Raw genomic sequence first — 23,874 nt, forward strand, 5'->3', positions numbered from 1 at the left:
AGTAGTAACTCAGGGGGGAGTAGGAGTACTATGGATGTAGTAGCAACGCATAATATTTGTTAAGGTACAAAAGTTAAATGTTTTCGAAGGGTTAGTATAAATGGCTTTTGGCCAGAATGATGAATAGTGGGGGTGGGTGTTAAAGCTTGAGGTCCAGTTAGCAAGTTAAATATAAACCAGCAGAAAAGGGGAAAACGATGCTACCCCTTCATGTGTTGTTGTTAGCAGTATCTAAGCTGTCGACTTCGAAGGAAACCTTCGCATTTACACCAAAAGACACAATTTTATTATCAGTCACGTTCATCTCTTTGATGTAGATAGACTTGATGTTCTTCACAGACTTCGCTGCCTCTGCCAGAGCGTTTCTTGTAGCGTCATCAAAGCTTTTCTCAGAGCCTGCAATTACTTCTATAACTTTTACTATTGCCATAGCTTTTATCTGTGGAGTTAAATGAAACAGGATTTAGCAATCATGTACGAGGAGCGAAGAGACTTGTTAAGTATCATGATGTGGTTTGTGTCCAAACTTTAATGAAGGTGTAGGGTCTTTGAACCCTCTTATGGTTTGTTCGCATTCTTTTTCTTGTATAGACAGAATCAATTGTTTCCTGCTTTTGACGTAGATACCTTACAGCTAGAACCAATATTTAAGCAGGAAGTGGGCTGCTTTATACCTCTTTCATCAACCATAAAAGATCCTTTACAAACAGCCTAGGGCAGGACTCCTGCACTGTGCAGTATGATTATCACGTAAGTTGGTGACAGTGACCTGGAAAGGTGGGGTTACCAGGGAAAATGTGAGGCGGGTAAGGGGCTGGCTGCTGCTGCGGGAGAACCCGTGCCCCCTGATGCTGAACGATATGCAGGGTCTGATTATCGTACTGTCTTGTCGTGATATAGGTTGCAGCAACCGTCCCGCGAAACGGGGGAATGATGAGTTCGTGGAACCTCCACAGGCACCTGCCCCTGCAGCCTGTATGGCGTCTCTTATTGCCATCTCACAAATCAAAATTATCTATAATATTTGAGACGACTTGATGATACGTTGCCTCTGATGAGGAATAACTTTTTTATCCAGGCAGTCGCACCTATCAGGTAAGTTTCGCCAGCAGCTTTTTCAGGTTATCATATTCCGGCTGCTCCAGCACATTCAGCTCCCCTCCTGTCGCCAGATGCAGGGCCCGGTGGCACTGGCCCAGCCTGCCGGGCATGGGCTGTATCTGCTGGTTGTAGTAGTTGAAGAAATTGTAGATGTCCCTGGTGGAGCAGGGTAGCTTATAGCCGGCGCTGGAGGAGACGATGAGCACGCCCTCGTCCCGCACCGGCCCTACCACGAGCGAGCGGAAGCGGTGCTCCGTGTAGTTCTCATATTTATAGGAGTTGAGGTGCTGGAGCAGCTCGTAGGTGTGGATGAAGCGGGTCCTGTAGTTATAGGTGAAAACCATCAGCAGGTACTCCACGAACACCATCCGGCTCCGGACAACCGGGTCCTCGCTGCCCGCGTGCCGCTGGAGGTAGTTCCGCGCCCGCAGCTGCGCCGCCGCCGTAATGGCCTCGTCCTGCGCGTCCGCTGCCATGCCCTCCGTGTCGACTGTGTAGGGCACGTACCCCTCTGGCCAGCGGTTGACAACCACGCACTTTTCGGACAATTCCTGCTCCACATCTACTTCCGATAGTCCAGCATGAAACAAGTTCAGGCTTTCGCCCAGGAAGCCTGCCAGTTCCAGCAGCTCTGCCTCCTCCCCTGTTGAGAAAGTAAAGGTGGCCGGGGAGAAAAGGTCCACCTGGTGGTTCTCCTGGATGTAGCGGCGGAAGCTTTCCATGAACTCCGGCGTGCCCAGCTCATTGGCTACGATGCTCAGGTGCGGGACGGTGCGGTAGAGGTTGTTGTAGATAAGGCCGGAGAGGAATTTATAGAACGTGCCCTTGTACTGGAGCGGCGACTTCTGGTGCAGCTTGCGCTTGTCCACGAGCAGGACGTGAAAGGAAAAGTCCAACTCCTTCAACTCCTCCAGAAACACTCTTGTTTGTACTATTCCGTGCCCGTCTCCTAAAGAAACTTTCCCACCGGCAAAGTGCCGTTCGCGGAGGCGGCGGAACCCCTCCTCTACTTCCCTTTTGTTCTCTTCTTCCACGAGCACGACCGTGATGGAGAAGTGCGTGCTGCCGGGGCCGTCGAAGGAAAAGCCGTGCGCTCCCGCCTCGGAAACAAAACCAGTTTTTGCCATAGCGTAATTTTTTGTTGCGTGATGCCGAGACCTCTTTCCCGGCTGCCGCTTTTAAGATACTAATACTATTGGTCTTTGCCTTTTGTTTTGCTAAATACATTAGTTTTATTAGCTTTGTCAAGGTTTTTAAACGACCGTTTGAAAACCTTGACCCGGCGGATTTTTCCGGTAACTTTGTCATGCTTTACACAAAAGGGAGAAAAAGATGCGAAACTACGTTGCTTATTACCGGGTCTCCACCAAGGGGCAGGGACAGAGCGGCCTCGGCCTGGAGGCGCAGCGTGTCGCCGTGCGCCGCTTCATCAAGATCGGGGAGGAAATCCTCGAAGAGTTCACCGAAATAGAGAGCGGCAAGCGCGACAGCCGCGAGCAGCTGCAGGCGGCCATCGCACTGGCCAAGTTCCGGCAGGCCACGCTCCTCATCGCCAAGCTCGACCGCCTCAGCCGCAACGCCGGCTTTATCTTCACCCTCCGCGACAGCGGGGTGGACTTTGTCTGTGCCGACATGCCCGAGGCCAACACCCTTACCATCGGCATCTTCGCCGTGCTCGCCCAGCACGAGCGCGAGCTCATATCCCAGCGCACCCGCGCCGCCCTGCAGGCCAAGAAAGCGCAGGGTTTCCAACTGGGCTCACCGCAGAACCTCAGCCTGGCCGCCCGGCAGAAGGGGCTGGAGGTCCGCCGGCAGAACGCCCTCTCCAACAAAGCCAACCGGCAGGCCTCGAGGTTGGTGAAAATTTACCGGGAGCAGGGCTATACCTTCCAGCAGATTGCCGATGAACTCAACGGGGAGGGATACCTGACGCGCAACGGCAAGCCCTTCCGGAAAGGCACGGTGCACTACCTCTTTTACAAAGATCCCACCCCTGCCTCCTGAAAGCAGCATCAACAGGTACGCTGTGCCCACTCCCTATATAAAGGTGTACATAATCTTTCTATATGGTGGGGTCCTTCCTGCTATAGGCCCTGGACAGTGACACCAACAAGCAGATCCTGGACATTATCCTCGACAAGGTGCACCGGGGCATGTCACCGCAGCAGATCGCCAGCCACCTCAACAGCATCAACCTGAAAACCATCTGGGGAAAGAAATTCAGGACCGGCACCAGCAACATGTACCTGAAGAGAGGCAGGGAGCTCCAGCTCTTCCGATGGTCCGTGCCTTTTCACTGGAAATCTGAAGAAGCCCCATCTTCTTTACAGTTACTTCATGTAGTAGTTGTACTATAGCAAGTAAATGATAGCATTTTTAAAAATATAGTTGCACTAATTTGGTAATTATGAAGTTACTGCTGCTACCTTTATGCCCGGTTTCTGGCTCTTAGCCAAAGCCACATGTTAGTTTAGATTGTTTGTCTGCATGATAGGGTAGCCGGTGGCTACCCTTTTCTTTTAGTTGCCTGTCTGATGCTCGCCAAGTTCTATAGCATCCAACGGTTCACCATCCGTATAAAAGCAACACGCAGCAGCAAAAGAGCTGCCGCTTGGGCAAGGGAAAGGTATACCTTTTCAGGTCACGGTTTTCAGGTACAGGAATTCCCGAAAGGAAGCAGCGGGGGCGACTTTTTTCGCGCACCTTTTTTTAATATACTTATCCGAGCCTGAATCTCATCCTTCATCTACTGCGGTAGCATGGCACCCCGAAAGGCGGACTACCTATTGAACCGTCTCCTTAAAAATTCTTTATGCTTCCTAGGCGCTCTCTTTCCCTCTAACTCGTCTCGTATTTCAAAATCCTTTTTGATTTGTGAGACGGCAACATGAGACGCCATACAGGCTGTAGGGGCAGGTGCCGCTGGAGGTTCCACAATCTTATTATTACCACGTTTATTGGGATCGGGTTAACGAGGCTGTTGGGTAATTGAAAATATATTTGACTCGTCCTGAAATCAATGGATAGCGCGAGCACTATTGAAATAGGCATGACAACTGAAGCTCCTGAAGCACGGTATAATTGTATCTGCTTCAGAAAAAGTCCCTTACTTTAATGGAACCTGAAGAGTCCTTCCTGAAATATGGGCTGGAATGCGTAGGCCTTTGCTATGCATGGGCATTTGGTGAATGAACTGGTGATCTCTGCTGAGAATCCCGTACAGAAAAAATCTTATGCTATAAATGCATCCCCTGGAGCTATTTATCACCAATAGAGAAACGCCATGGGAAAAGCACTACCACTTCAGATCGTAAACCCACATGCCGCTGGCATAGACGTGGGATCCCGCAGCCACTTTGTTGCCATAGACCAAAACAGGGAGAATGTCCGCTCATTTGGCATTGGCACCAAAGACCACCAGGAGCTCATTCTGCACTTGCGCGATGCAGGGGTCACGTCAGTGGCCATGGAAAGCACAGGGACCTACTGGCAGACCCCTTTTCAGCGCGCTTCAGAAAGCCGGCTTAGAAGTGCTGCTCGTCGGTGGAAGCCAGACAAAGCACGTGCAGGGGCGCAAGACCGACGTGCTGGACTGCATGTGGATTCAGAAGCTGCACTCCCTGGGCCTTTTGTCGGGCAGCTTTCTTTTGAGCGACACGCTTCAGGAGCTGCGCACCTACTATGACCACAGGCAGCATCTGGTGGAGCAGATCTCCAGGTACACGCACAAAATGCAGAAGGCGCTCCGGCTGATGAACGTCAGGCTGGACGTGGCCATCCGTGACATCACCGGCAAGTCTGGGCTGGCCATCATAGAGGCGATTCTGGCGGGGAGCCGGGATCCGCAGTACCTTGCCTCTCTGGTGGACGTGAGGATGAAAAGGTCCAAACAGCAGATCGCCGAGGCGCTCCACGGCTCCTGGCGGGAAGAGCTGCTGTTTGAGCTGAGGGCTTGCCTTCACTTCTACAGGCTCTATGAAGAAGCCCTGAAGGAGTGTGACCAGGTGATCGAGCGCTCCCTGATAAAGCATGCGCCGCAGCAGACAGCAACCGAACCCGAAGAGAAGGCAGTGAAACTGCCTAAGAAGAAGAGCAGTAAGAACGCTCCCGGCTTCAATGTCCCTGAGCTTGCCTACCGATACTTCGAAACTGACCTTTTTGCTATCCCTGGTATCAGCTACGGCACCGTGCTCTGCCTGCTGACGACGATGGGAAAAGACCTGCACAGGTTCCCTTCCGGCAAAAGCTTTGCCAGTTGGCTGCGCCTGGTGCCCAATAACAAGATAAGCGGTGGTCGTGTGATCAGCAGCCGCACCCGAAGGGGTAAGTCTTCATTGGCCTTGGCTCTTCGCCAAGCGGCTAATGCTATTGGCAACCAGAAAGAGCATGAACTCACGCCGTTCTTCAGGAGAATCGCCTTCAAGAAAGGGAGGATAGCCGCTATCACGGCAACGGCAAGGAAGCTGGCCGTCATTATCTGGAACATGGTCACCAAGAAAGAACCCTACAAGAAAAAAGAGATAAAGGAAACCAATGAGAAAAGCAGACGGACAGGGTTAAGGCAGGTGGAAAGACGCATTCAGGCGCTTCAACTAAATCAGGGCGAACTTGAAAAACTTTTCTCAAGAGCTTCTTTTTTAGCTACTTGAAATAGAGTTGTACAGAAAAGTGTTGACCGATGGTCCTGGAATCGCAGTCCTGGTTCCTGCAGACCAAACCCCACGGCTAACGCCTTTGTCGAGTCGTTCAACGGGAGCTTTAGGGACGAGTGTCTGAACGTGTTGTTAAAGTTTCAGATAGAATGGAATTATTGGATTGTTAAATACTAAGATTTTAGTGAGATTTATCTTGTAGTTGTCCTATCAAAATGCCATAAACAACTGCTTGTTCATAGCCATCTACACCTACCAAAGCGTTTATTTGATCGTCTACATAGCCCCCAAGCGGAAGAGCGCCAATTCCCAAAGAAGTCGCAACAAGCAACATGTTCTGAGCTATGTGTCCTGCTTCAAGCAGAGCGAAACGGTAGCTTCGTTCCCCATATTTAAACTTTGTCCGCGGAAAATTGATTGCCATCAATATACAAACCGCTGCGCCTTTCACAGTTTCAGTTAAATAAGTGGCATCAGCAATTTGATTTGTGAATAGACCTTGTTTTAGAAATTTGAGGCAATGCTCCTTCGGGTCATATGCATACAGACCTTTTTCTGCATCTCCTACATTTATAGAAATGCAGAAAACATCAACTGGATAAAGTGCACCTCCAGAAGGAGCGCAACGAAGTCCCCATTCTATGCCATAGCTATCTATTTCCTTTTTTGTTACACCGGCGCTGTAAAACAGTAAAGCTGAGAGATCGGATATCGATATAGGTTCACCACTAAAAACGCGTGCACTACGACGACTCAGCATGACTTCGGCCAACGGACGATTTACTCTAGTGAATTGGTTAGGCAGTTTTATAGAGGGAAATCCTTGGTATAAAGGCGCAGGTCTCGATATAATTTGCTTAATTGCTGGTGACGTGTTAACGGACCAAACAGTTCGAGCAGTGACAGAATCAGACTCTCGCAGCTTAGATGCTTCATGATAAATCTCTGAAGGTGACTCTAAAGCTTGTTTGATATAGGGATTAAAACGGTCAAACATGTGCAAATTTTTTAAATACAGAATCGGTAAGGAAATCAAGGATAAGGATGCGGGAAGGGATTGATATTTTTGATGGTTTGAATAGAAGGTAAAAGTCCTAGTTCCATTGGTACTTTACGCCAACGGGTTCCCCCAAGCATTTGTAATCTATGATCTCCATCCATTGTTTCAAGACCAGGTATTACAACTCTAGTTACCACGTAGCCACATTCCCGCACATCATCAGTGGTAAGGTCGATTGCGGATGGTTGAAAGCCTTTATTTACTACTGCATCAACACAGTATTGAAGCATCTCATCGGCGGTTCCACGCTTAGATTTTATTGATGATAATGGTACTTGTTTAAAATTTTTAAATAAAAATGAATATGCCTTTTGTAAATCTCGAGGGGTTGAATAGAGAAGTGCTCGATCAGTGAAACTGTGGATATCATTGAAATCAATTGGGATACATTTTTTTTGTTCACCCATGTATTCCAGCCAGCTTAGGCCTTGGATTAATTCACACAGTGTCTTCTGCACAGCTTTTTCTGCATCTAAGTTGGCTGCTCCTCCGACGACCATTCGCATCTCTGCCCCGCGATGGTCAAACAAAACTCCAAAGAATGATGGTATAGGAAAATCAAGGGTTGTACACCAGATATGGTATTCAAGTCCCGGACGGGCAAACCTCGATGTATAGACTTGATAGAGATCCGTATCCTCGTCAATAATAACCTCAGGAACAGGTAGGCTATTACGCCATACAATCATAAATGCATCACGTTCGATCAGTTCGCAAAATCCTTTCAATAAGCCTTCATTTATCGAAGTTGCACATGCGCACCCAGTAGAAACTGCAGGACCGATCAAATTTGCTCCCCATTCACGTAGTATTGGACTCGAGCTTAGATGGGCGAAGTTCGCCGGTAAAAAGATTGGTTTGTTTGTGACGAGATCCCAACCTTCAGACCAAGCAATAATCAAATCATTCGAGAACGCAGGATAAGGAACTTTCTGAGACTGGTCAAAGAGTGCCCAAGTTGACGGTTCATGAGCATTAAGATTAGAGTTTATTAAGGAATCATAGGATGAGATTAGCAAATTTTCGCTTTCAACAATACAGGCTGCATAGCGTTCCAAGCACTCACCTATTGCTGCGCCACGTGCATCCTCCCAACAGAGACCAGCTCCACTACCTACTAAGCTCGCTCCGGTTTTATATCCAAGACTATGCATATCAGGCCCACGAGCAGCCGCAATGAAAACATTAGGATCACCGGAATGGAGTTCGACCTCAGTAAGGTAGGTCACCAAGCCTAGCATTGGGCTAACGGGGGACGGAACTAATTGGATGTGAACTGACATGAAGAAAGCGTTATTTGGAATCTTCCCAAAGACGAATAGCCGGCCGCTTAGAATTACCACACACTTCACATCGTGGAATGCGCAACACAGTGTGAACTTCTGGGAGCCCCCCATAGTAGTCTATAAATAATACCCGACCCCGGGAAACAGGCTCACCTAAATTTGAAAGGAATTTAATAGCATCTATAGTTATCCAGTCGGCACCTAATGTACATGCTAACCGCTCGCCACCACTGACTGAACCAAGTAGACTTCTCTCCCATGGTGCGAGCGCAGCTTCTCGGCGTATCTTGTGACATTTATAGCATGCTGTCTGTTTAGGAATGACTAACGGCCCAAGTTGCATTTGAAATCCATGTACGTTATAGTAAATAGCTGGTATGCCACTGACCACTGAGGCTCGGTTAACCATTTCAGCTAGAAGATTGTCACCTCCACTAGTTGCGCAAATCAGGAGCCTAGATTTCTCCTTTTTTAACTTAGTTACTGCTTCATCAATAGCTTTCTGCTGAGTTTTATCGAAACCATTCTCACACAAAGTAAAGTCTGAAAGTTGTACCTGCAAGACACCAACTTTCTTCAGCATTTTTTTGATTTCTGTTGTGAGTTCTAAACTTGTACCAAAAATAATTATCTTACTCGTACTTAATAAACTCTGGAGCTTTCGACCTACTAGTATTGGTACCTCTGAATTTGCAACCATTCCCTCTTGTGCAGCCATCTGACCAAGAAGAACGGTTTGCCCGGCTAGTGCTGGACTTTTCGTGAAACTCCAGCTATCTACTTCGTCAATTCTACCTTGGCGCTCAAGTTCTGCTAGAACGAGGCCAATAGCTTGAGGCTCAAAGCCAGCAACTAGCAATTTACCCCATATCTGCTCCAACGTGTTCGCACCGTTTATGAGTTCGAATGCAGAATTTACTAAAGAAGCATCCGTTTCATCACTAGAGTCATCTTTAATAATCGAGAATGAGCCATCGAAAGCTCCTGGGTTTTCAGATGCCATATTTCCTTATATCTCAATCGTGCTTGTTGATGTTGACGTGCAAATATTGGAACTTGTAGATGTGCTGCTTGACAATGTTACACCTAACACAGTTCCCTGGAATCTTTCTCTAGTGACGAAGGCAAATTTTTGGAAAGTCGGAGTTTGTGTGTTAAGAGCACGGGCGTATTGAGGTGGAAATAAGGATCTTGAGTAATTATCGGCCAATAGTTGTTGCACAACTGAATTAATAAGAAGGCCTTGCTCGCCTGGATCAATAGCAGAGAAGCTATTGATTTTTTTCCTTTCTTCTTTTGATACCTCTGCTCCCTTTTTAGGAACAAATGGAGTATGCATCCTTTTTGCCAGTTCATTGACGGATTCCCTGCCAATTTCTTCTGTACTCAAAGTAGATGTAACAACTTTTTTTGTCTTTGGCTCAACTTCATGCAGAGTAAACTCAGTTACACCAAAAGGCCTATGGCTAACATTCACACTTGTTGCTATTGCATATCCACTATGGTGAATACTTATACCAACTGCAGGATGGCTGTCATCGGCTGAAGTTGTGGGAACAAAGCTTGGTAGGATCCCCAGTACACTCGGCACTACTTCATCCTCGCCGCTGCGAGCAATATTAACAAAAACTTTTGCACGTTCTGGGTAGAAAGTATATCCTTTTTTAATGAAATAATCATAAATCAATTTAAAAGTTGCACTCGTATCGAGCATATTCTTTACCCACTTTACAGCTTCATCGCTAGGCAACTGAAGAATTTTACCTTGTGGTATGCTGCTTTTAGATTTTGATGTTGCCATAGTATTTAATATCTCCTTTTTGAATGATTTTCAACTTAAAATATTTAGCTATTAACTGGTAAGTGAAAATTAGAACTGATGGATGGTAAATTTTTTGTTATCTATCTAAAATATAACAACACTAAGTATGAATATTTTTAGTGTAAAAACACCTGTTCTATTGATTTCACAATCTATAACTGGTCTACCGACTAATATCAATGATTGTAATAAATAAATAAGTACTAATAATTACTTACGCAGGTTAATTTCAATACATTGTCTATTAGTGTTTTATACGATATAACTAAGAATTTATGATGATTTAAGGCAATAATTTATGTGTATAGTTAAATTCGTTAGTTAAGTGTTCATATAGTTAGGTAAAGGTTTCGAATCATAAGGTGAATATAATTAAACCTAATAACTCTATTGTCTGATTATCTGCTCAAGCATGGCTATCCTGCTTTAGTATTGTTTGTTTTACCATTGTTATGTTTCGTGGTAATAGGGACAAGTTTGATGAAATCTAGAAGGCGAACGCGATAAGTAAATTGTCAGGTAACTTACCAAGGGAGCAGTAGATATTGACCTCCTCCCATTTTTCTGTACAACTCTATTTCAATTAGCTATAATAGCGGCTCTTGAGAAAATTTTTTCAAGTTCACCCTGACTTAGTTGAAGCGCCCTGAGGCGTTTTTCCACCTGCCTTAACCCTGCCCGCCTGCTTTTTTCGCTGGTTTCCTTTATCTCACTTTTCTTGTAGGGTTCTGCCTTGATGACCAGGTTCCAAACGATGACGGCCAGCTTCCTTGCCGTTGCCGTGATAGCGGCTATCCTCTCTTTCTTGAAGGCGATTCTTCTGAAGAAGGGCGTGAGCTCATGCACTTTCTGGTTGCCAATAGCATTGGCCGTTGCAGGCTTCCTTTCGATGACCCTGGAGGCTTTGAACTGCAGGCCATAACTAGGGTGCGTGGTCCACTCCCCGTAGAAGTCAACGGTGGCCCCGGCGAACACCTTGGACTGGTGGACGATGACGGCGGTCTCCTCGTGGGGCCTTTGGAAGCTGTTCACCTTCAGCACCGTATAGCCGGTTTCCGCACTATGGAAGGTGACGCGTTTGACGATACCTGATAGCTTCTCCAGTTCAGCTGAAGTTTGTCTGTCGAGTGCCTGCATGTACAAGGATAAGTAAGGATAAAGGTAATCACAACAGGTCCCAGACAAGCTCAGCCCTCGTGTCACGGGGATAGAGATTAAACTGGTACAAATTCAATCTCATCCGCTGTTGACTATTCTTTCATGTACGGCTCTGCGAAATTTCGTCTATCTGACCGGCTCTTCTGGAGAGGATTTGTCTTTCATCACCAGGTCCGGCACCACTGCTACTCCTGCCGTTCTTTTTCCCCTTCTGTAACAAACATGTAATCTTCAGGAATGGGAGGCAGGTAATTCAAAAGTCACTTTCTGATGAGAAGTCAAGGGATCCTCTGAGTAACAAGCTTCGCGACAGAGCGGGCCAGTTGCTGCTGCTGGTCCGTCCGCACCCCCAAAGCAGCCCCTCCCCGGCAAGCTTTGCCCCCCACCGTCCAGCACTCCGCCAAATGCTGCTCATTTGCCGGAGAGCTTCCCGGACGCTGGCCACCGTTCCGCCAGCCGCCTCATTTCGCTGCGCTCCATTCTTCCGCTGCCGGAGCAGTGGCTTCCCCTCCCGCGCAAAGCAAGCGCCACCCCTCAAGCTGAGGCTCTATTGTCTGCTTCTAGTCTGGGTAAAATCATGGTTTGAATACAAAAGGGGAAAAGAAATCATGAGGTTAATTAACACCATTACCCTAATTATCCTAATCAGAAGATGGATTGTCAAAGCCCTCTGTCATGGCCTTATACGCAGCATAGCCCTCTGGCCCCATCAGCTCGCGCACATAAGCCTGGCGGTAGATGCGCTTTCAAAGGTTATCACGCTAAAGCAGGACCTGGAGAGCACCACCACCCTTGAAGGCATTTTGCTTCCCTCTGTTTCTTTCCCTTTAACTCGTCTCGTACTTCTAAATCTATTTTTGATTTGTGAGACGGCAAACTGAGATGGATTAGAGGCTGTAGGGGCAGGTACCGCTGGAGGTTCCACGATGTCAAAATTCCCCATTTTCTGGGACAACAGAACATAGTCAATGCCATAAAATTTCTTACATTGAGGTAAATGTAGAGCCATAGTTGGAGTCGTCAGCACAATCGCAGTCTCACTGGTGGCTACCTAACTTCATTTATAGTGCAGATATTAGAAGCAAGTAATCCCTACTACACAATAGCTAGCTGTTTAACTTTAATCACATGGAAGAAGAGATTAAGGATAGATTCGAAAAAATCGAGAAAAAGCTTGACAATAAACACAAAGACATTTGGGACAAAATACAATCGTTGAGTGGAGTACTTATACCAATAGCAATTGCAGGTGTTGGTTGGTACTATACAAATGAGAATAGCAAGAGTCAATTGGAGGCTCAAAGACTAAATGATGAGAATCAGTTTCAAATTGCTTTAGTAAACTCTAATGTAGGCCAATCAGAACTCATTAAAGATTTTATGCAACATTTGGTAAGCAAGGATACAGCCACAAGAAATATAGCAATTGAGGCCATTTTGTATGCAGCACCTACTCCCGGAAAGAAAATAGTAGAAGTGCTCTCAAGAACAGGCGATAAGCAGACCAGATTAGTTGCTATTGACGCACTCGCAAATAAAAGGACTGACCTAATTAGTAATCTTTTTTCCGACCAAAAACAAATTAGGCTTATTGCAGCAAATGAAATTATTACCAATTGGACAAATGATAGGCTGATATTAAGTGAACTACTGAGTAGAACTAAAGAGTGTATTTCTAACAGTGATAGTTCTCCAAATTGTGATGACGGTGTTTATAATTCATTTGCAGTATTACCTTCGTTTTCTAAATCGTTATTATTAGAGAACAAACCAATAATTGTTGCCATAGAGAACAATGTGCCTCCTAACAGAACAAAGACTAAAAAGCTTGCAAACGATTTGATTAAACAATTGTAATTCGTAGCTAACAGTGCATTGCCTACGAATAATTTTAGCCTCGCTTTTCGTATCATTTATTCGCGGTTTCTCGGGACGACTGATTGTCTGACCTGTCCTGAAATATTTCAAATCCTCCTAAGCAGATCTCTCAACCTATATAGAGAATGACTACATGCCAATGTTCCTTTGTTACTTATGCTCTAAAACCTTCCTTTTTTATGTCTAAGTTATATCATAAATTATATTATAAAATTTGCATGAAGTGGACCAAGATTCATTTCATATCAAATCAATCATAAGGAGGTTAAGCCTTATATAAGGCGAATTCTAAGAGAAGTAAACATTTCAGGTACTCAATTTGAAATAAGGTAGCGAGAGGATTTAACATATGCCCTCCTAAAATGACTACTCTACATTAAAAAGCATTGAAGGCTTTTGATTACAAAGGCTCCTCATAAGTTCCGCGTGGCTGTTGCACAATTCTGCTTCCTGCTGTCTGCCTTAAAGCAGCATGATTGTGACTATTTATCAAGCTTTCAGGCTTCCGTGCTTACCAATCCTTTATACACTATGCAGATATACCAACCTCAGCATCTGCTATTAAAACCATATGTCAAGCAGATTCATCGGTTTACGGTTACTCCCAACGGGCTGTCATCTATGACCGCTGTTCCAACCGGTAATGTGTTCCTTTCAATATTCTGGGGGAGCGGCAAATATGTAACCCGAGGGCCCAGCTCCACAGAGAGGTCTGAAAGTGGCGGTGTGTTTATTTCAGGCCAGCAATTTGAAATAGCGCACCATTGGGTTCAAGGAGGCGAGGTTAACATCATCGGATTTGAGTTGACTCCCTATGCCATCCACCAGTTTTTTGGGGTTCCCCAGCATGAGATGACAGGGCAAGTATTATCGTTAGAGGATATCTGGTCTAATAAAGCATCTGTACTTTACCAGCAGGTGGTTAATGAGCCTGATCCCGCCAAGCAGCTTTCTCTTGTTGAAGGGTTCCTCTGCGAAAGGATAACAGCAAGGGAATGGAAAGAGAATGCGACTATCGCCGAGGCTACCAACTTAATTAATATGTCCCGGGGCAATGTTTCTATAAAAGAACTGGCAGCTTCATCAAGAATTAGCACAAGGAGCTTGGAGAGGAAATTTTTAGAGGCAGTGGGCATCTCACCAAAGGCCTACTGTAAGATAATGCAGTTTAACTATGCCTTTAAGCAGCTTGCCCTTTCAAACAAACATGTTTTAGATGTTGTCTCAGAAGCAGGCTATTATGATCAGCCTCATTTCATAAATCATTTCCGAAAAGTATTCGGCTTGAGTCCTGGCCAGTTCTTTGAACAGCAGGAAAAATTTTTATATGAATTTAAGAAAGACAATGACCATTTTGTCTTGGGTTCAATGTCTGAGACGCTCGAAACGGCTGGGAAGTTGTATGTTTTTTAGCTGTCGCATTTTTCCAATACTTAGTCTGATTTATTTGTGAATTTGAAATCACCATTTAATTGGGTTTGATAACAGTTCATTTATAGAAAGGAGGAGTATGTGAAATGCCATTGAGAAATATCCTATAGAAGAAATTTTAGGGAATCGACAGATAGTACTTTGACTCCTTACAAAGTAAGAATCAGCTATTCATTCTATATGTACACCTGTTGATTATGACGCAGCTATAACTGCATATGGCTTAGGAAAAGGTATAATTAAAATTTTAAACACAAAGGCATGCCTAATCAAATCACTGGAATTTATTCTTGCAATGATGGTGGCTTTTATTACGCCCGCTTTGTAGGAAATGCAAGAGGAGGTCAAATCTTTTGGTTTGGCGAGCACTCCAGCGGAGCTTTCTCTAACGTAATGTTTGGTGAACTCAATGTGTTCGGCGATGGGAATTTTAACGTTGAGAATGGTCGCTGGTGGGATGTTCCAAAAGGAAGTGCAACAGGAGCTAGCTCTCCGACTCGTCCTAACTCTCAATTAGAATTACAGATTGAGAACAATGAAATCAGGAAGAGTCTAGACTCTGGGGCTGGATTTGGAGGAGCACGATGGCAAAAAATAGGAGCGGTTCCACCACGGGTCGGTATCAAGCTATCTGGTTTTACAGGAGAAGGGCTAACAGGAGTCTGGCTTGGCAACAGTGGGGGGGCTTATTATGTTAGACAAGTTGGCTCAGAGGTTGTCTGGTTTGGAGAAGCCTGCTCTCCCCCAGGCACACCAACGTCATTTGCCAATGTTTTCGTTGGAACTTTAGCTGGGAGTAATGTAACTGGCTCATGGGCTGATGTGCCATACGGAGGATCCAGCAGTTTGAACTCAGGTAGCTTAAGCTTCCGAGTAGAGGGAGATAGGTTAATAAGAACAGGAGGTACAGGGTCAAATACTTCATGGATCCGTAGCCAAATATCAGACAGTACCATTATTTCAGCTCTACAAGTTACAATTACTGTAGCCAGTTCAACTCCAGGGCGTAACCCAGATGATATAAGGCAGGGCTCTGTTGAATACGGTACCATTGAACTAACCCGTGGCAGAACTCTTCCAAGAGTAAGCCTTAATGAAGGAAGGGGATTAAATCCAGGACAGTTTGATACAACAACCATCCCTTTGCCTCCTAATACACGGCTAGATGAACTCGTTTCATTTACCTTAGAGCATGACGGCGCTCCGCGAAATGTTTTTGATTCTTATGACAATTGGGACGTGGGTAAAGTAGAGATAGCTATTCAAACAAGTGCCTCAACATGTCCAGGAACGATTGTCACAAAATCCGGTCAACCTTTTGTGAGGCTTACTGGAGAAAACAGATCTGTGAAGATTCCAATTTAAGCAGTGGTACAGTAGGTGGTCTTAGCTGAACATAACAGTCGTTATGGAGCCATTGGAAAGCCCCTCTATTGGGCGGCAACTTTACTGTGGGGCAAGCGTATATACAAGCAGAAGCTAAATCCAAAGTCATTTTTGGAATAGTTTTAAGGAAAGGGACACGTAAAGTGCCCCTTTCTGTTTTTATGCCTGTCGCTAAGAAGGCATTGCGGTTTTTCCATCCAACAGGCCGCACCCCGCTTAACTCATAAGCCCAGTTATGATAAACGGGAGTGACTATTTAAGAGCTGGGAAAGTCAGAATCCATATTTTAAGCCGCCAGATATCAAGCAGCAACAGCGTCACGAGCAGGAAAATATGGAGACATGATTGCTTCCTTGATAGCTTATGCCGTCGAAGTCTATAGCGTAGCAAGGGCTAAGGCTGCACCCTATTAGCGGGAATTATTTTTTACATTTGTTTTAAATTCAACTAAATGTGTGGAAAATAATTAAAAAGAATAAGGATCTTAAAAAATTTAGAAGAGCCAATAGATTAAGTAAGATTGAGAGATTAAGACGTAACCGGCGACGGATTTGACCTCCCCCCGAGAAACCGGACTGTTGTAAAGTAGAGAAAACGGGCAATAATCGTATAGAACTAAAAGCGAATTGCCATGAAGAAATCAAAGTTCACCGAGGCGCAGATCATCTTCGCCATCAAGCAATCAGAGACGGGTGTTTCTGTCGCAGAAGTGTGCCGGAAGATGGGCATATCAGAGGCCACCTTCTACAACTGGAAGAAAAAATACGGCGGTTTAGGAGTGTCAGAGCTCAGGAAACTGCGGCAACTGGAGGAGGAAAACAGGCACCTAAAGCAGCTGGTGGCAGACCTGAGCCTGGACAAACAAATGCTGCAGGATGTACTGAAAAAAAAGTTTTAAGGCCAGCCCAACTCAAGGTGCTGGCCATGACACTGCTGACAGATTACCGCGTTTCCATCCACCGGGCCTGCCGTGTGGTGATGTTCCATCGCTCGGGCTGGTATTACAAGACAAAAGGGAAAGAAAAGGACTTGATGCTTCGGGCACGCATGCGCCAGATCGCACAGACCAGGGTGCGCTATGGTATGTGGCGGATCTACACGCTGCTGCGTCGGGAAGGCTGGCCGGACAACCACAAGCGCATCCATAGGCTCTATAAGCTGGAAGGGCTGAACCTGAGAAGTCTGCGGCCCCGGCGCTGCCGAGCGGCAGCCCACCGGTTGGAGCAACTTCCTGCCACTAACTTACATGCTTGCTGGAGCATGGATTTTGTGGCTGATCAGCTCTTCGACTCACCGCAAATTCCGTGGCTTAACTGTAGTGGATAACTTTAGTCGTCAATGCCTGGCCATTGAGGTAGATCAGTCCATAAAAGGCGAACAGGTGGTAGCGGTGATGGAGCGGTTAAAACAGGAACATGGAAGAGTGCCTGAGCGTATCAAAGTGGATAACGGGAGTGAGTTTATCTCCAAAGCTTTAGATAGGTGGGCTTATGATATCCAGGTAACACTGGACTTCTCCAGGCCCGGCAAACCGACGGATAACGCCTTTATCGAGTCCTTCAACGGCAGCTTCCGGGATGAGTGCCTGAACGTAAACTGGTTCCTGTCGCTGAAGGATGCTAGGGAGAAGATCGAAGCTTGGAGGCAGGAATATAATTGCTTCCGACCTCATAGTTCCCTGCAGGATATGCCCCCGCAGGAATGGATACAAAAGAATGTAAGGAAGTCCGAAATCTCTACTTTAGCGTTGTCTTAAAATTGGGAGGAGGTCAGAAGCCCGAACTCTCTACTTTAGCGCTGTCTTAAAATTGGGGGGAGGTCACTTGCTATTCGGATTATCAATGACATTTGTTTTATGATTATACTTTTGATTTAGCACTTAACCCGCTATTTTTTATATACCGTGTTAGCAACTGTTTATTCTTTTTTAACATAAATCTCACCATTCTTCATTACAAAGACGATATTGAATATCGTATTCGAGAAATCATTTTCAACGTCTCCTTTAACAGCAATTATATCTGCAAATGCTCCCTCTTTTATTGTTCCAAGTTCATTTTCTTTAGCCATAAATTTTGCTGATAAATATGTTGAGGATTTAAGAATATCGAGTGGCTTCATTCCTTCTTCTTCGTAAGCAATAAGGATGTTCTTTGCTGCTTCTCCTTGAGGCATTTCAAAATCGAGATAGTTATCTGATCCTGTCAATATAGTTACTCCAGCTTTAATGGCTCTTTGCAACCTATCTTGGTATCTATCTTTAGACCATTTCATTGCTGCAGCCTTATCTCCTTTATAATCTACAATATCATATATCTTATTAAAAAGAGGTTTTGAGATGTCAGTAGGGACTAGAGCTACACCTTTTTTTGCCATAAGAGTTAATGTAGTATCTGAAATTTGATAACCATGTTCAATACCATCAACTCCCGCAGTTACAGCCTCCCAAACCGCTAGGTCATTTGTTGCATGAGCAGTAACCTTTTTGTCATAACGATGTGCCATTTTTACGATTGCTTTCATTTCATCAATAGTAAGGCTCGTATTGTTGGGTGAATTATTAGCAGCAATCTTGATTATATCTGCGCCATAGTTTACGTGAATCCTTACAGCATTAATAGCATCATCTACATTCTTAACTATGGTATACTCATCTTCAACTACTTCTCTTTGACTTTTAATTAACCCCGGAACTTGCCCACCTTCAGAAATGATAATCGGTCCAGAGACAAACATTCTAGGGCCAACAGTGGTACCTTCATTGATAGCATTCTTTAAGGCAACATCAAGAAATGGCCCTGAATCTCCTAGGTCCCTCACTGTGGTAAAACCGGCTTCCAACCATGTTTTAGCTCGTTTAGCACCCCTTAGCACTCTTAAGGCATCGCCTTCGAATAACACCTTTTCCGCCATAGGATATTCGTCCTTTAGGTTGTCAAGAGTCATTAAATGAGTATGGCCATCTATCAACCCTGGGAGAACAGTATAAGCTGACAAGTCTATTACTTTCCCATTTTTGGGAATTAAGATGTCTTTTCCAACTTCTTTTATTTTATTATCTTCTATTTTGATGATATAATTTGTAAGGATTTTTCCATTTTCGGAATCAAATAACTTACCTGCTTTAATAAAAGTGATTTCACATTTTTCAATGGATTGTGCAACTGTTAGAGTCGAGAATAAAAAAAATAAACCTAGTACCAATAAATATTTTATTTGTTCTTTCATTATTTTGTTTTAAATAGTTGTTAACGGGCTGGTACATGTGGTGAGCAAGGCGTAGCCGCAGCTTTGCTCATGTGCTGTGTTGGCACTTGTTTTTCTTTTAGTGACAGCTCGGATTCTGATTTATGCAGCACCTCCCTTAGAAGAAATCTCACTTCTACTCCACATAATACTTCTTCGTGAAGTAGATATGCTTTTCTAACTTTTCCCAAGTAGAATCACCTTCTAATTTATAATTCACCACGCGTCCTCTAATTATATTTTCCCCCTTCTTCTCAGGCTCGATGGCAATTTTAGCTACGAAGGCTGCTGCTTTAACAGTTTCGGGCACAAAGCCTTGGATAAGTTTATAATCATTATCAAATCCCTCGAAATGCACCTCCATCTTACTACCTCCACTCATAGGTGTTTCAAGTTTTACTGATAATTGGTACTTCTCATTAAGTTGTATGGTGTCATAAATGCTTGTTAGGGTAATATAGTTACTGCTATCTTTCATAATTTTGCCATATTCGTCATAGTGTATGCGTTGGTTAAGCCATTCTTTGCCGTCCTGACTAAAGTATTCATGTTTAGCTGATAACTGGCCATTCTTGTTGTAAAACTTGACCCAGCCTTGAAAGTGATCCTTAGTGAATGCAGCTTCCTGCTCTATTGTCCCATTCTCATAATAATATCTTGTAAGGCCATCCATCAGCCCATCAACATAATTAATACTTGTCTCTATTTTTCCATTTTCGTAATAACCTATTGCTTCACCATTTAACTTTCCATTTTTGTAGTATGAAATTCCGCTCACCTTCCCATTTGGAAAATAATTAATTTGTCTTCCTTCTGGCTTACCATTCTTTACCCCAACCTCCAGCATCTTGCTTCCATCAGGATGAAATTTCACCAGTTTGTCGCCTTCACCACTACAACTTATGCATACTAACAGGACTACAAATAAAGCGAAATAAGCCCCTGCTCTATACATATTGATTTTGCTCGTTCATTGTTTAAATATGTGCCAACTACCGGATAAACGGAAGCCTATTCGGCTTATCTGTCAAAATCGACCGATAACCGGAACCGGACTGCCGAATATACTATATAGTTCCGATAACATGAACCACCCTCAGCCAATTCCCGCACCCCGCTAGAGTACCAAAACCGAACCCTTCAATTCCGGGCTCTGGAGCGGGTGTGCGTCATAACATGAACTCTGTTGAAAGTCAAATATTCAAGCAGGAATTTCAGCAAAATTAGGGTGGTAGGGAATAGAAGATTTTACAATGGCAAAAGCTTGTTTAAGCAACTTGTTACAGACTGCAATCAAAGCCCGCTTGCCGTTCTTGCCTTTTGCCACCAGTCGCTCATATAATGCTTTGCAGGCAGCATTGGACTTCTTAGCCGAGAAGCTGCACATAAACAGTTTGCTCCTGATCAAGCCTCCGCCCATCTTGGTGATCCTAACTTTGCCGCGGATGCTCGAGCCGGAACTGTATTCCCGAGGGCATAAGCCAGCTTTGGCAATGAGCTGTCGGTAACTGGACATGTCCTTGAAACCACCAGCAAAGAGCAACAGCATGCCAGCAGTCTTTTTACCAATTCCTGTAATAGAACATAGCAGCTGTATTTCTTTCTGGAAGAGGTTGCCCAGATTATCCTGGAGTTTATCTTCCATTTGCTGAATCTGCCTCTCGAGCATCTTCAATGTCTGCTTTAAGCTTTTTGTAGCCAATTGGCTTTTGACTGGTTGTAGTTCGAGTGCTTTCAGGGCGTTCATGGTCATGGTTTTTTGCTTGATGAGTTGCTCTGCTACCTGCTCCAATTGCCGGCATTCTACCAACAGGGCTTCTTCTGGCTGCCAGCGTTTTAGCTCATTTTGCTGACATAGCGCCGTATCCACTGGGCATCTTTCTTGTCGCTCTTGCCTTTACCCAGGTGCATTTGGATGAAGCGCTTGATGATACTGGATTGATGACGGCAATCGTTGCTCCTTGTCCGTGTAGGCAATAAGCCAGGTGCATGTAATAAGCACCGGTTGCTTCCATCACATATAGACTGCCTGCCCCGCAGCGCTTGACCAGCAGCTTAAAGCCAGCCTTGTTGTTATCTGTCTCCAAGTGCTGTGCCTTCCCGTCAACCAGATGGCATACGGCCAGCGTCTCCTTACTTACATCGATGCCTGCTACTTTTTGTTCTGCTTGTGAGACCATAACCTTAAGAATTAGCAAGTGTAAACTAGGTAAGCTTGAAGAGGAGACTATGGCAGCATTATCGATCCTGATACAAGCTCAAAGGGCTTAATGGAACTCTGCAAAGTAACAATAGATAAGGAAGGGGATTCTCATGTTATACGGGCTGTATGGGCCATAACTATTATTTAATCTTACTCCTTCCTTTCTGCTCTCTTTATACTAGGTAATCATTAAAAGCAAACATAGGACCTATTATGATAAGCAGAAGCACTTACTGAGGAAATAGAATTAGGTACTGAAAGGACTAAGTAGGATGACAATTTGCTGTCCGTTGGCCATTGTATTCTGCTTAGGCGCAGCCAAAAACGTATAAAATCAGTGATGCATACCTGTGCAGCTAAACATTTGAGAGCAGCACCATAAAATGGGGTGTAGGCATTTAAACAGTGAGTTTGAACTCATGTATAATTAGAGAAAAAGAAATCCAGCTACGTTGGAAGGAGGCTAAAAAGCAGCCCGTTTCATTCCCGTTTCGCTAAAGAGGCCGGCGGGATATCCTTTACTTCCCTTTTCCCGTTTGTAGTGCATTACTATCTAAATACAACGACATGGAAATCACCAACACGCTTGCTTTTATCGGTGGCCTGGGAGGCACAGAGGTCATCCTCATCCTGGCTGTCATCCTGCTGCTCTTCGGTGCCAAGCGCATTCCGGAGCTGGCAAAGGGCCTGGGCCGCGGCATCCGCGAGTTCAAGGACGCCACCAATGAAATCAAGAGCGAGATAGAGAAACCAGGGAAAGATGTGAAGGGGGAAGCGGGGAGGTTACCTGCCACCAAGGATGAAGCACAGAAAGAGGCCATGGTGTAAAAACCCTCTTTTAGCCAAACTAACGGAACGATACTAGGTAACCATCTTCGGCATGCGCCAAGAGCCGTGACTTGCCAGCATGCCATGAACATTAGAGATGAAAGAGAATCAATACCTGCGCATAGCCCAGGTAGCCGCTGATTATTACAGGCAGGCAGGGCCAGAACCGGAGCTAAGCCATTTTGAAGAATGGCTGAACAAACTCAATGAGCCGATGCGAAACTACTTCACGAAAGAGGGTTTCGAAGCCTCCAAGGGTGTGGTGAATTTCCGTCGCTTCGTTGCAGAGGAAAACGTACAGGGGCTGAAAGAGTACATGCGACAGCACCTTTCCAGGAGTGATTACGAGGCATGGCTGCAGCAGAATTCATGAGGTTTTGGTGAACCTGAGAGCTGTTAACACGGGCTTTGTGTTCGGGCGGGTTTTGGAGCGCAGATATTCAGTTTATCACTCAAGGTTACTAGAAGCACAAAACGCTGGATTTACACTTGAGCTCGCTGAAGCAAAGCCCGTGTTATCAGCTGCCGATTCTGTTCTCCGTTGTCGCGGAAGGTTGAAATCTAGTTTCAAATCATTTAGCGATGCTGGTCAACATAAATTACATTTCCATCCGGGTCATGTACTATAACACTTGCTGGTCCAGAAGTTTGCGCATCGGCTTCGGTTATTAACGTAACTCCTTTGCTCTTTAGCTGTTTCTGAATTTGTCTAACATCATCAAACTCATCAATGTTTTCGGCGTTTTCGTCCCATCCCGGATTAAAAGTAAGCATGTTACCTTCAAACATACCTTGGAATAACCCAATGATAGCATTCTCATTTTTCATAATGAGGTAATTTTGTTTGATGTCACCTGCAAAGGCTGTGAAGCCAAGGGCCTCATAAAATGCTTTAGAAGCGTTGATGTCTTTGACACCAAGACTTATCGAAAATGCCCCTAATTTCATAGTGTCTTTTCTCTTGTTCAAATTTCCTTTTTTAGGGAATGAGGACAGCAGAACAGGAGCTGCCTCAAATTGGATGCTCCTGTTCTGCTGCCTATAAACCTTGCTCGTCGGCACTTGGCCCGTAGCTACCTGGAATAGGAATGTTCAGAAGACGCAGGTACAAGCCAAGCTGTGCCCTATGATGGATCGTTTGTGCCAGCGCATGGCGAATAGTTTCATACTTCGACAGGGTCATGTACACAGCAGCACCGCTACGCAACGTCCAGGGTTCTTCCAGTTGCTCCTCTGTTGCCTGCCTCATATCTGCTTTCGCCTTCGCCAGGTTCTTCTCGAACAGCGTTAAGAGCTCCTCTATGCCATTTGCATTACCTGGATCATAAGGGCTGGCAGCAAAGTCGAGTTCATCGGTTGTAACAGCCAGGGTTATCCAGGTGGGCAAATCGGCAATGTGCAGTGCGAGTTCTCTAACAGGCATGCTTTTGGGGTGAGGTTGCCAATCATATTTATCGTCTGGAACAATGGCTAGCATTTTGTGGGTTTTCAGCCCTTCTTCCTCGATTTCCCTCAGAAGCTTTTCAATGATTTTCATAGGTTTATTCTGTTGGTTTAGACGAAGCAATATAGCTAATTAAATTAGCTATATTGCCAATTATATTAGTTTAAATTATTGTTATTATTAACCTTTGTCAATTAAGCAAAAGGCATTATGCACTAGGGTGTAGGGCATAATGCCACCAGGAAATTGCGATAATCTATAAGTCTTTCAGTAAACCGCTGAAATTTCTGCTTGCATTGTGTAAATACCAGCTTGTGCAGATGGACTCGCCCCGCTTCCAAGATGACGCTATCCATCCAATTTGTCTCAAAAATTCCCA

General features: G+C 44.9%; 22 protein-coding genes and 2 pseudogenes. 11 read left to right on the forward strand and 13 right to left on the reverse strand.

The annotated features are described in order from the left end of the window. Positions 1–208 precede the first annotated feature (208 nt). Positions 209–430 (reverse strand): dodecin family protein, encoded by a 222-nt coding sequence (locus ACFS7Z_RS21015; RefSeq protein WP_377489049.1) that lies wholly within the window; start codon positions 428–430, stop codon positions 209–211. A 328-nt stretch (positions 431–758) separates the two neighbouring features. On the opposite strand from ACFS7Z_RS21015, the gene ACFS7Z_RS21020 reads away from it, so the two are divergent. Continuing rightward, positions 759–1,028: a hypothetical protein gene (locus tag ACFS7Z_RS21020; RefSeq protein ID WP_377489052.1), complete on the forward strand. Its 270-nt coding sequence runs from the start codon at positions 759–761 to the stop codon at positions 1,026–1,028. A gap of 63 nt (positions 1,029–1,091) precedes the next feature. Here the strand turns inward: ACFS7Z_RS21020 and ACFS7Z_RS21025 are convergent, their stop codons facing one another. After that, on the reverse strand, positions 1,092–2,228 hold the full coding sequence (locus ACFS7Z_RS21025; RefSeq protein WP_377489055.1) for a hypothetical protein: 1,137 nt from the start codon (positions 2,226–2,228) through the stop codon (positions 1,092–1,094). 205 nt (positions 2,229–2,433) lie between these two features. Between ACFS7Z_RS21025 and ACFS7Z_RS21030 the strand changes: the two genes are divergently transcribed. The 4 genes and pseudogenes from ACFS7Z_RS21030 to ACFS7Z_RS21045 form a co-directional block, all read left to right on the forward strand. Continuing rightward, a complete protein-coding gene (locus tag ACFS7Z_RS21030) occupies positions 2,434–3,105 on the forward strand; it encodes a recombinase family protein (RefSeq protein WP_377489058.1) in 672 nt (223 codons plus the stop codon). Positions 3,106–3,254: 149 nt separating this feature from the next. Next, positions 3,255–3,458 (forward strand): hypothetical protein, encoded by a 204-nt coding sequence (locus tag ACFS7Z_RS21035; protein ID WP_377489061.1) that lies wholly within the window; start codon positions 3,255–3,257, stop codon positions 3,456–3,458. Positions 3,459–4,544: 1,086 nt separating this feature from the next. After that, on the forward strand, positions 4,545–5,750 hold the full coding sequence (locus ACFS7Z_RS21040) for an IS110 family transposase (RefSeq protein WP_377489064.1): 1,206 nt from the start codon (positions 4,545–4,547) through the stop codon (positions 5,748–5,750). 15 nt (positions 5,751–5,765) lie between these two features. Next, positions 5,766–5,882 (forward strand): annotated as a pseudogene (locus ACFS7Z_RS21045) (integrase core domain-containing protein); the annotation flags it as partial. 52 nt (positions 5,883–5,934) lie between these two features. On the opposite strand, the gene ACFS7Z_RS21050 reads toward ACFS7Z_RS21045, so the two are convergent. The 5 genes from ACFS7Z_RS21050 to ACFS7Z_RS21070 form a co-directional block, all read right to left on the reverse strand. Continuing rightward, positions 5,935–6,750, reverse strand: a complete 816-nt coding sequence (locus ACFS7Z_RS21050) for a SagB/ThcOx family dehydrogenase (protein ID WP_377489066.1) — start codon at positions 6,748–6,750, stop codon at positions 5,935–5,937. 35 nt (positions 6,751–6,785) lie between these two features. Beyond that, the gene (locus tag ACFS7Z_RS21055; protein WP_377489069.1) at positions 6,786–8,096 is read right to left on the reverse strand and encodes a YcaO-like family protein; all 1,311 of its coding nucleotides are present in this window, start codon (positions 8,094–8,096) and stop codon (positions 6,786–6,788) included. A 10-nt stretch (positions 8,097–8,106) separates the two neighbouring features. After that, complete coding sequence (locus tag ACFS7Z_RS21060; protein ID WP_377489072.1) at positions 8,107–9,102, reverse strand: hypothetical protein; 996 nt, start codon at positions 9,100–9,102, stop codon at positions 8,107–8,109. A gap of 6 nt (positions 9,103–9,108) precedes the next feature. Then, the gene (locus tag ACFS7Z_RS21065; protein ID WP_377489075.1) at positions 9,109–9,900 is read right to left on the reverse strand and encodes a hypothetical protein; all 792 of its coding nucleotides are present in this window, start codon (positions 9,898–9,900) and stop codon (positions 9,109–9,111) included. 600 nt (positions 9,901–10,500) lie between these two features. Then, on the reverse strand, positions 10,501–11,058 hold the full coding sequence (locus tag ACFS7Z_RS21070) for a YrrC family ATP-dependent DNA helicase (protein ID WP_377489078.1): 558 nt from the start codon (positions 11,056–11,058) through the stop codon (positions 10,501–10,503). Between the two features lie 1,149 nt (positions 11,059–12,207). Here ACFS7Z_RS21070 and ACFS7Z_RS21075 point away from each other — a divergent pair. The 4 genes and pseudogenes from ACFS7Z_RS21075 to ACFS7Z_RS21090 all read left to right on the forward strand — a co-directional run bounded on the left by ACFS7Z_RS21075 (position 12,208) and on the right by ACFS7Z_RS21090 (position 17,530). Then, complete coding sequence (locus ACFS7Z_RS21075; protein ID WP_377489081.1) at positions 12,208–12,936, forward strand: hypothetical protein; 729 nt, start codon at positions 12,208–12,210, stop codon at positions 12,934–12,936. Positions 12,937–13,488: 552 nt separating this feature from the next. Then, complete coding sequence (locus ACFS7Z_RS21080; RefSeq protein WP_377489084.1) at positions 13,489–14,370, forward strand: helix-turn-helix domain-containing protein; 882 nt, start codon at positions 13,489–13,491, stop codon at positions 14,368–14,370. 279 nt (positions 14,371–14,649) lie between these two features. Beyond that, positions 14,650–15,753 (forward strand): hypothetical protein, encoded by a 1,104-nt coding sequence (locus tag ACFS7Z_RS21085; RefSeq protein WP_377489087.1) that lies wholly within the window; start codon positions 14,650–14,652, stop codon positions 15,751–15,753. Between the two features lie 652 nt (positions 15,754–16,405). Continuing rightward, a pseudogene (locus tag ACFS7Z_RS21090) lies at positions 16,406–17,530 on the forward strand (IS3 family transposase). 161 nt (positions 17,531–17,691) lie between these two features. On the opposite strand, the gene ACFS7Z_RS21095 reads toward ACFS7Z_RS21090, so the two are convergent. The 4 genes from ACFS7Z_RS21095 to ACFS7Z_RS21110 form a co-directional block, all read right to left on the reverse strand. Continuing rightward, complete coding sequence (locus ACFS7Z_RS21095) at positions 17,692–19,002, reverse strand: metal-dependent hydrolase family protein (protein ID WP_377489090.1); 1,311 nt, start codon at positions 19,000–19,002, stop codon at positions 17,692–17,694. 154 nt (positions 19,003–19,156) lie between these two features. Next, a complete protein-coding gene (locus ACFS7Z_RS21100) occupies positions 19,157–19,975 on the reverse strand; it encodes a toxin-antitoxin system YwqK family antitoxin (protein WP_377489093.1) in 819 nt (272 codons plus the stop codon). Between the two features lie 246 nt (positions 19,976–20,221). Further along, on the reverse strand, positions 20,222–20,890 hold the full coding sequence (locus ACFS7Z_RS21105) for an IS110 family transposase (RefSeq protein ID WP_377489096.1): 669 nt from the start codon (positions 20,888–20,890) through the stop codon (positions 20,222–20,224). Next, positions 20,862–21,200, reverse strand: coding sequence for an IS110 family transposase (locus tag ACFS7Z_RS21110; RefSeq protein ID WP_377489099.1), 339 nt, complete (start codon positions 21,198–21,200; stop codon positions 20,862–20,864). The genes ACFS7Z_RS21105 and ACFS7Z_RS21110 overlap by 29 nt, the downstream gene beginning before the upstream one ends. A 590-nt stretch (positions 21,201–21,790) precedes the next feature. Here ACFS7Z_RS21110 and tatA point away from each other — a divergent pair. Both tatA and ACFS7Z_RS21120 read left to right on the forward strand, forming a co-directional pair. Continuing rightward, complete coding sequence (tatA, locus tag ACFS7Z_RS21115) at positions 21,791–22,051, forward strand: twin-arginine translocase TatA/TatE family subunit (RefSeq protein WP_377489102.1); 261 nt, start codon at positions 21,791–21,793, stop codon at positions 22,049–22,051. Between the two features lie 97 nt (positions 22,052–22,148). Beyond that, positions 22,149–22,424: a hypothetical protein gene (locus ACFS7Z_RS21120; protein ID WP_377489105.1), complete on the forward strand. Its 276-nt coding sequence runs from the start codon at positions 22,149–22,151 to the stop codon at positions 22,422–22,424. 203 nt (positions 22,425–22,627) lie between these two features. Here ACFS7Z_RS21120 and ACFS7Z_RS21125 read toward each other — a convergent pair whose 3' ends face one another. After that, a complete protein-coding gene (locus ACFS7Z_RS21125) occupies positions 22,628–22,999 on the reverse strand; it encodes a VOC family protein (RefSeq protein WP_377489108.1) in 372 nt (123 codons plus the stop codon). A gap of 91 nt (positions 23,000–23,090) precedes the next feature. Then, complete coding sequence (locus tag ACFS7Z_RS21130) at positions 23,091–23,588, reverse strand: DinB family protein (protein WP_377489111.1); 498 nt, start codon at positions 23,586–23,588, stop codon at positions 23,091–23,093. Between the last annotated feature and the right edge of the window lie 286 nt (positions 23,589–23,874).

This window comes from Pontibacter toksunensis (assembly GCF_042686245.1).
Lineage (GTDB): Bacteria > Bacteroidota > Bacteroidia > Cytophagales > Hymenobacteraceae > Pontibacter > Pontibacter toksunensis.

What these genes read in the sequence shown, in the direction of transcription:
- ACFS7Z_RS21060 (WP_377489072.1), bottom strand. Translation starts at nt 9,102, where the DNA reads ATGGCATCTGAAAACCCAGGAGCTTTCGATGGCTCATTCTCGATTATT.
- ACFS7Z_RS21125 (WP_377489108.1), bottom strand. Translation starts at nt 22,999, where the DNA reads ATGAAATTAGGGGCATTTTCGATAAGTCTTGGTGTCAAAGACATCAAC.
- ACFS7Z_RS21110 (WP_377489099.1), bottom strand. Translation starts at nt 21,200, where the DNA reads ATGGTCTCACAAGCAGAACAAAAAGTAGCAGGCATCGATGTAAGTAAG.
- ACFS7Z_RS21080 (WP_377489084.1), top strand. Translation starts at nt 13,489, where the DNA reads ATGCAGATATACCAACCTCAGCATCTGCTATTAAAACCATATGTCAAG.
- ACFS7Z_RS21055 (WP_377489069.1), bottom strand. Translation starts at nt 8,096, where the DNA reads ATGTCAGTTCACATCCAATTAGTTCCGTCCCCCGTTAGCCCAATGCTA.
- ACFS7Z_RS21030 (WP_377489058.1), top strand. Translation starts at nt 2,434, where the DNA reads ATGCGAAACTACGTTGCTTATTACCGGGTCTCCACCAAGGGGCAGGGA.
- ACFS7Z_RS21065 (WP_377489075.1), bottom strand. Translation starts at nt 9,900, where the DNA reads ATGGCAACATCAAAATCTAAAAGCAGCATACCACAAGGTAAAATTCTT.
- ACFS7Z_RS21085 (WP_377489087.1), top strand. Translation starts at nt 14,650, where the DNA reads ATGCCTAATCAAATCACTGGAATTTATTCTTGCAATGATGGTGGCTTT.
- ACFS7Z_RS21075 (WP_377489081.1), top strand. Translation starts at nt 12,208, where the DNA reads ATGGAAGAAGAGATTAAGGATAGATTCGAAAAAATCGAGAAAAAGCTT.
- ACFS7Z_RS21095 (WP_377489090.1), bottom strand. Translation starts at nt 19,002, where the DNA reads ATGAAAGAACAAATAAAATATTTATTGGTACTAGGTTTATTTTTTTTA.
- ACFS7Z_RS21120 (WP_377489105.1), top strand. Translation starts at nt 22,149, where the DNA reads ATGAAAGAGAATCAATACCTGCGCATAGCCCAGGTAGCCGCTGATTAT.
- ACFS7Z_RS21100 (WP_377489093.1), bottom strand. Translation starts at nt 19,975, where the DNA reads ATGTATAGAGCAGGGGCTTATTTCGCTTTATTTGTAGTCCTGTTAGTA.
- ACFS7Z_RS21050 (WP_377489066.1), bottom strand. Translation starts at nt 6,750, where the DNA reads ATGTTTGACCGTTTTAATCCCTATATCAAACAAGCTTTAGAGTCACCT.
- ACFS7Z_RS21040 (WP_377489064.1), top strand. Translation starts at nt 4,545, where the DNA reads ATGCAGGGGTCACGTCAGTGGCCATGGAAAGCACAGGGACCTACTGGC.
- ACFS7Z_RS21035 (WP_377489061.1), top strand. Translation starts at nt 3,255, where the DNA reads ATGTCACCGCAGCAGATCGCCAGCCACCTCAACAGCATCAACCTGAAA.
- ACFS7Z_RS21015 (WP_377489049.1), bottom strand. Translation starts at nt 430, where the DNA reads ATGGCAATAGTAAAAGTTATAGAAGTAATTGCAGGCTCTGAGAAAAGC.
- tatA (WP_377489102.1), top strand. Translation starts at nt 21,791, where the DNA reads ATGGAAATCACCAACACGCTTGCTTTTATCGGTGGCCTGGGAGGCACA.
- ACFS7Z_RS21025 (WP_377489055.1), bottom strand. Translation starts at nt 2,228, where the DNA reads ATGGCAAAAACTGGTTTTGTTTCCGAGGCGGGAGCGCACGGCTTTTCC.
- ACFS7Z_RS21130 (WP_377489111.1), bottom strand. Translation starts at nt 23,588, where the DNA reads ATGAAAATCATTGAAAAGCTTCTGAGGGAAATCGAGGAAGAAGGGCTG.
- ACFS7Z_RS21070 (WP_377489078.1), bottom strand. Translation starts at nt 11,058, where the DNA reads ATGCAGGCACTCGACAGACAAACTTCAGCTGAACTGGAGAAGCTATCA.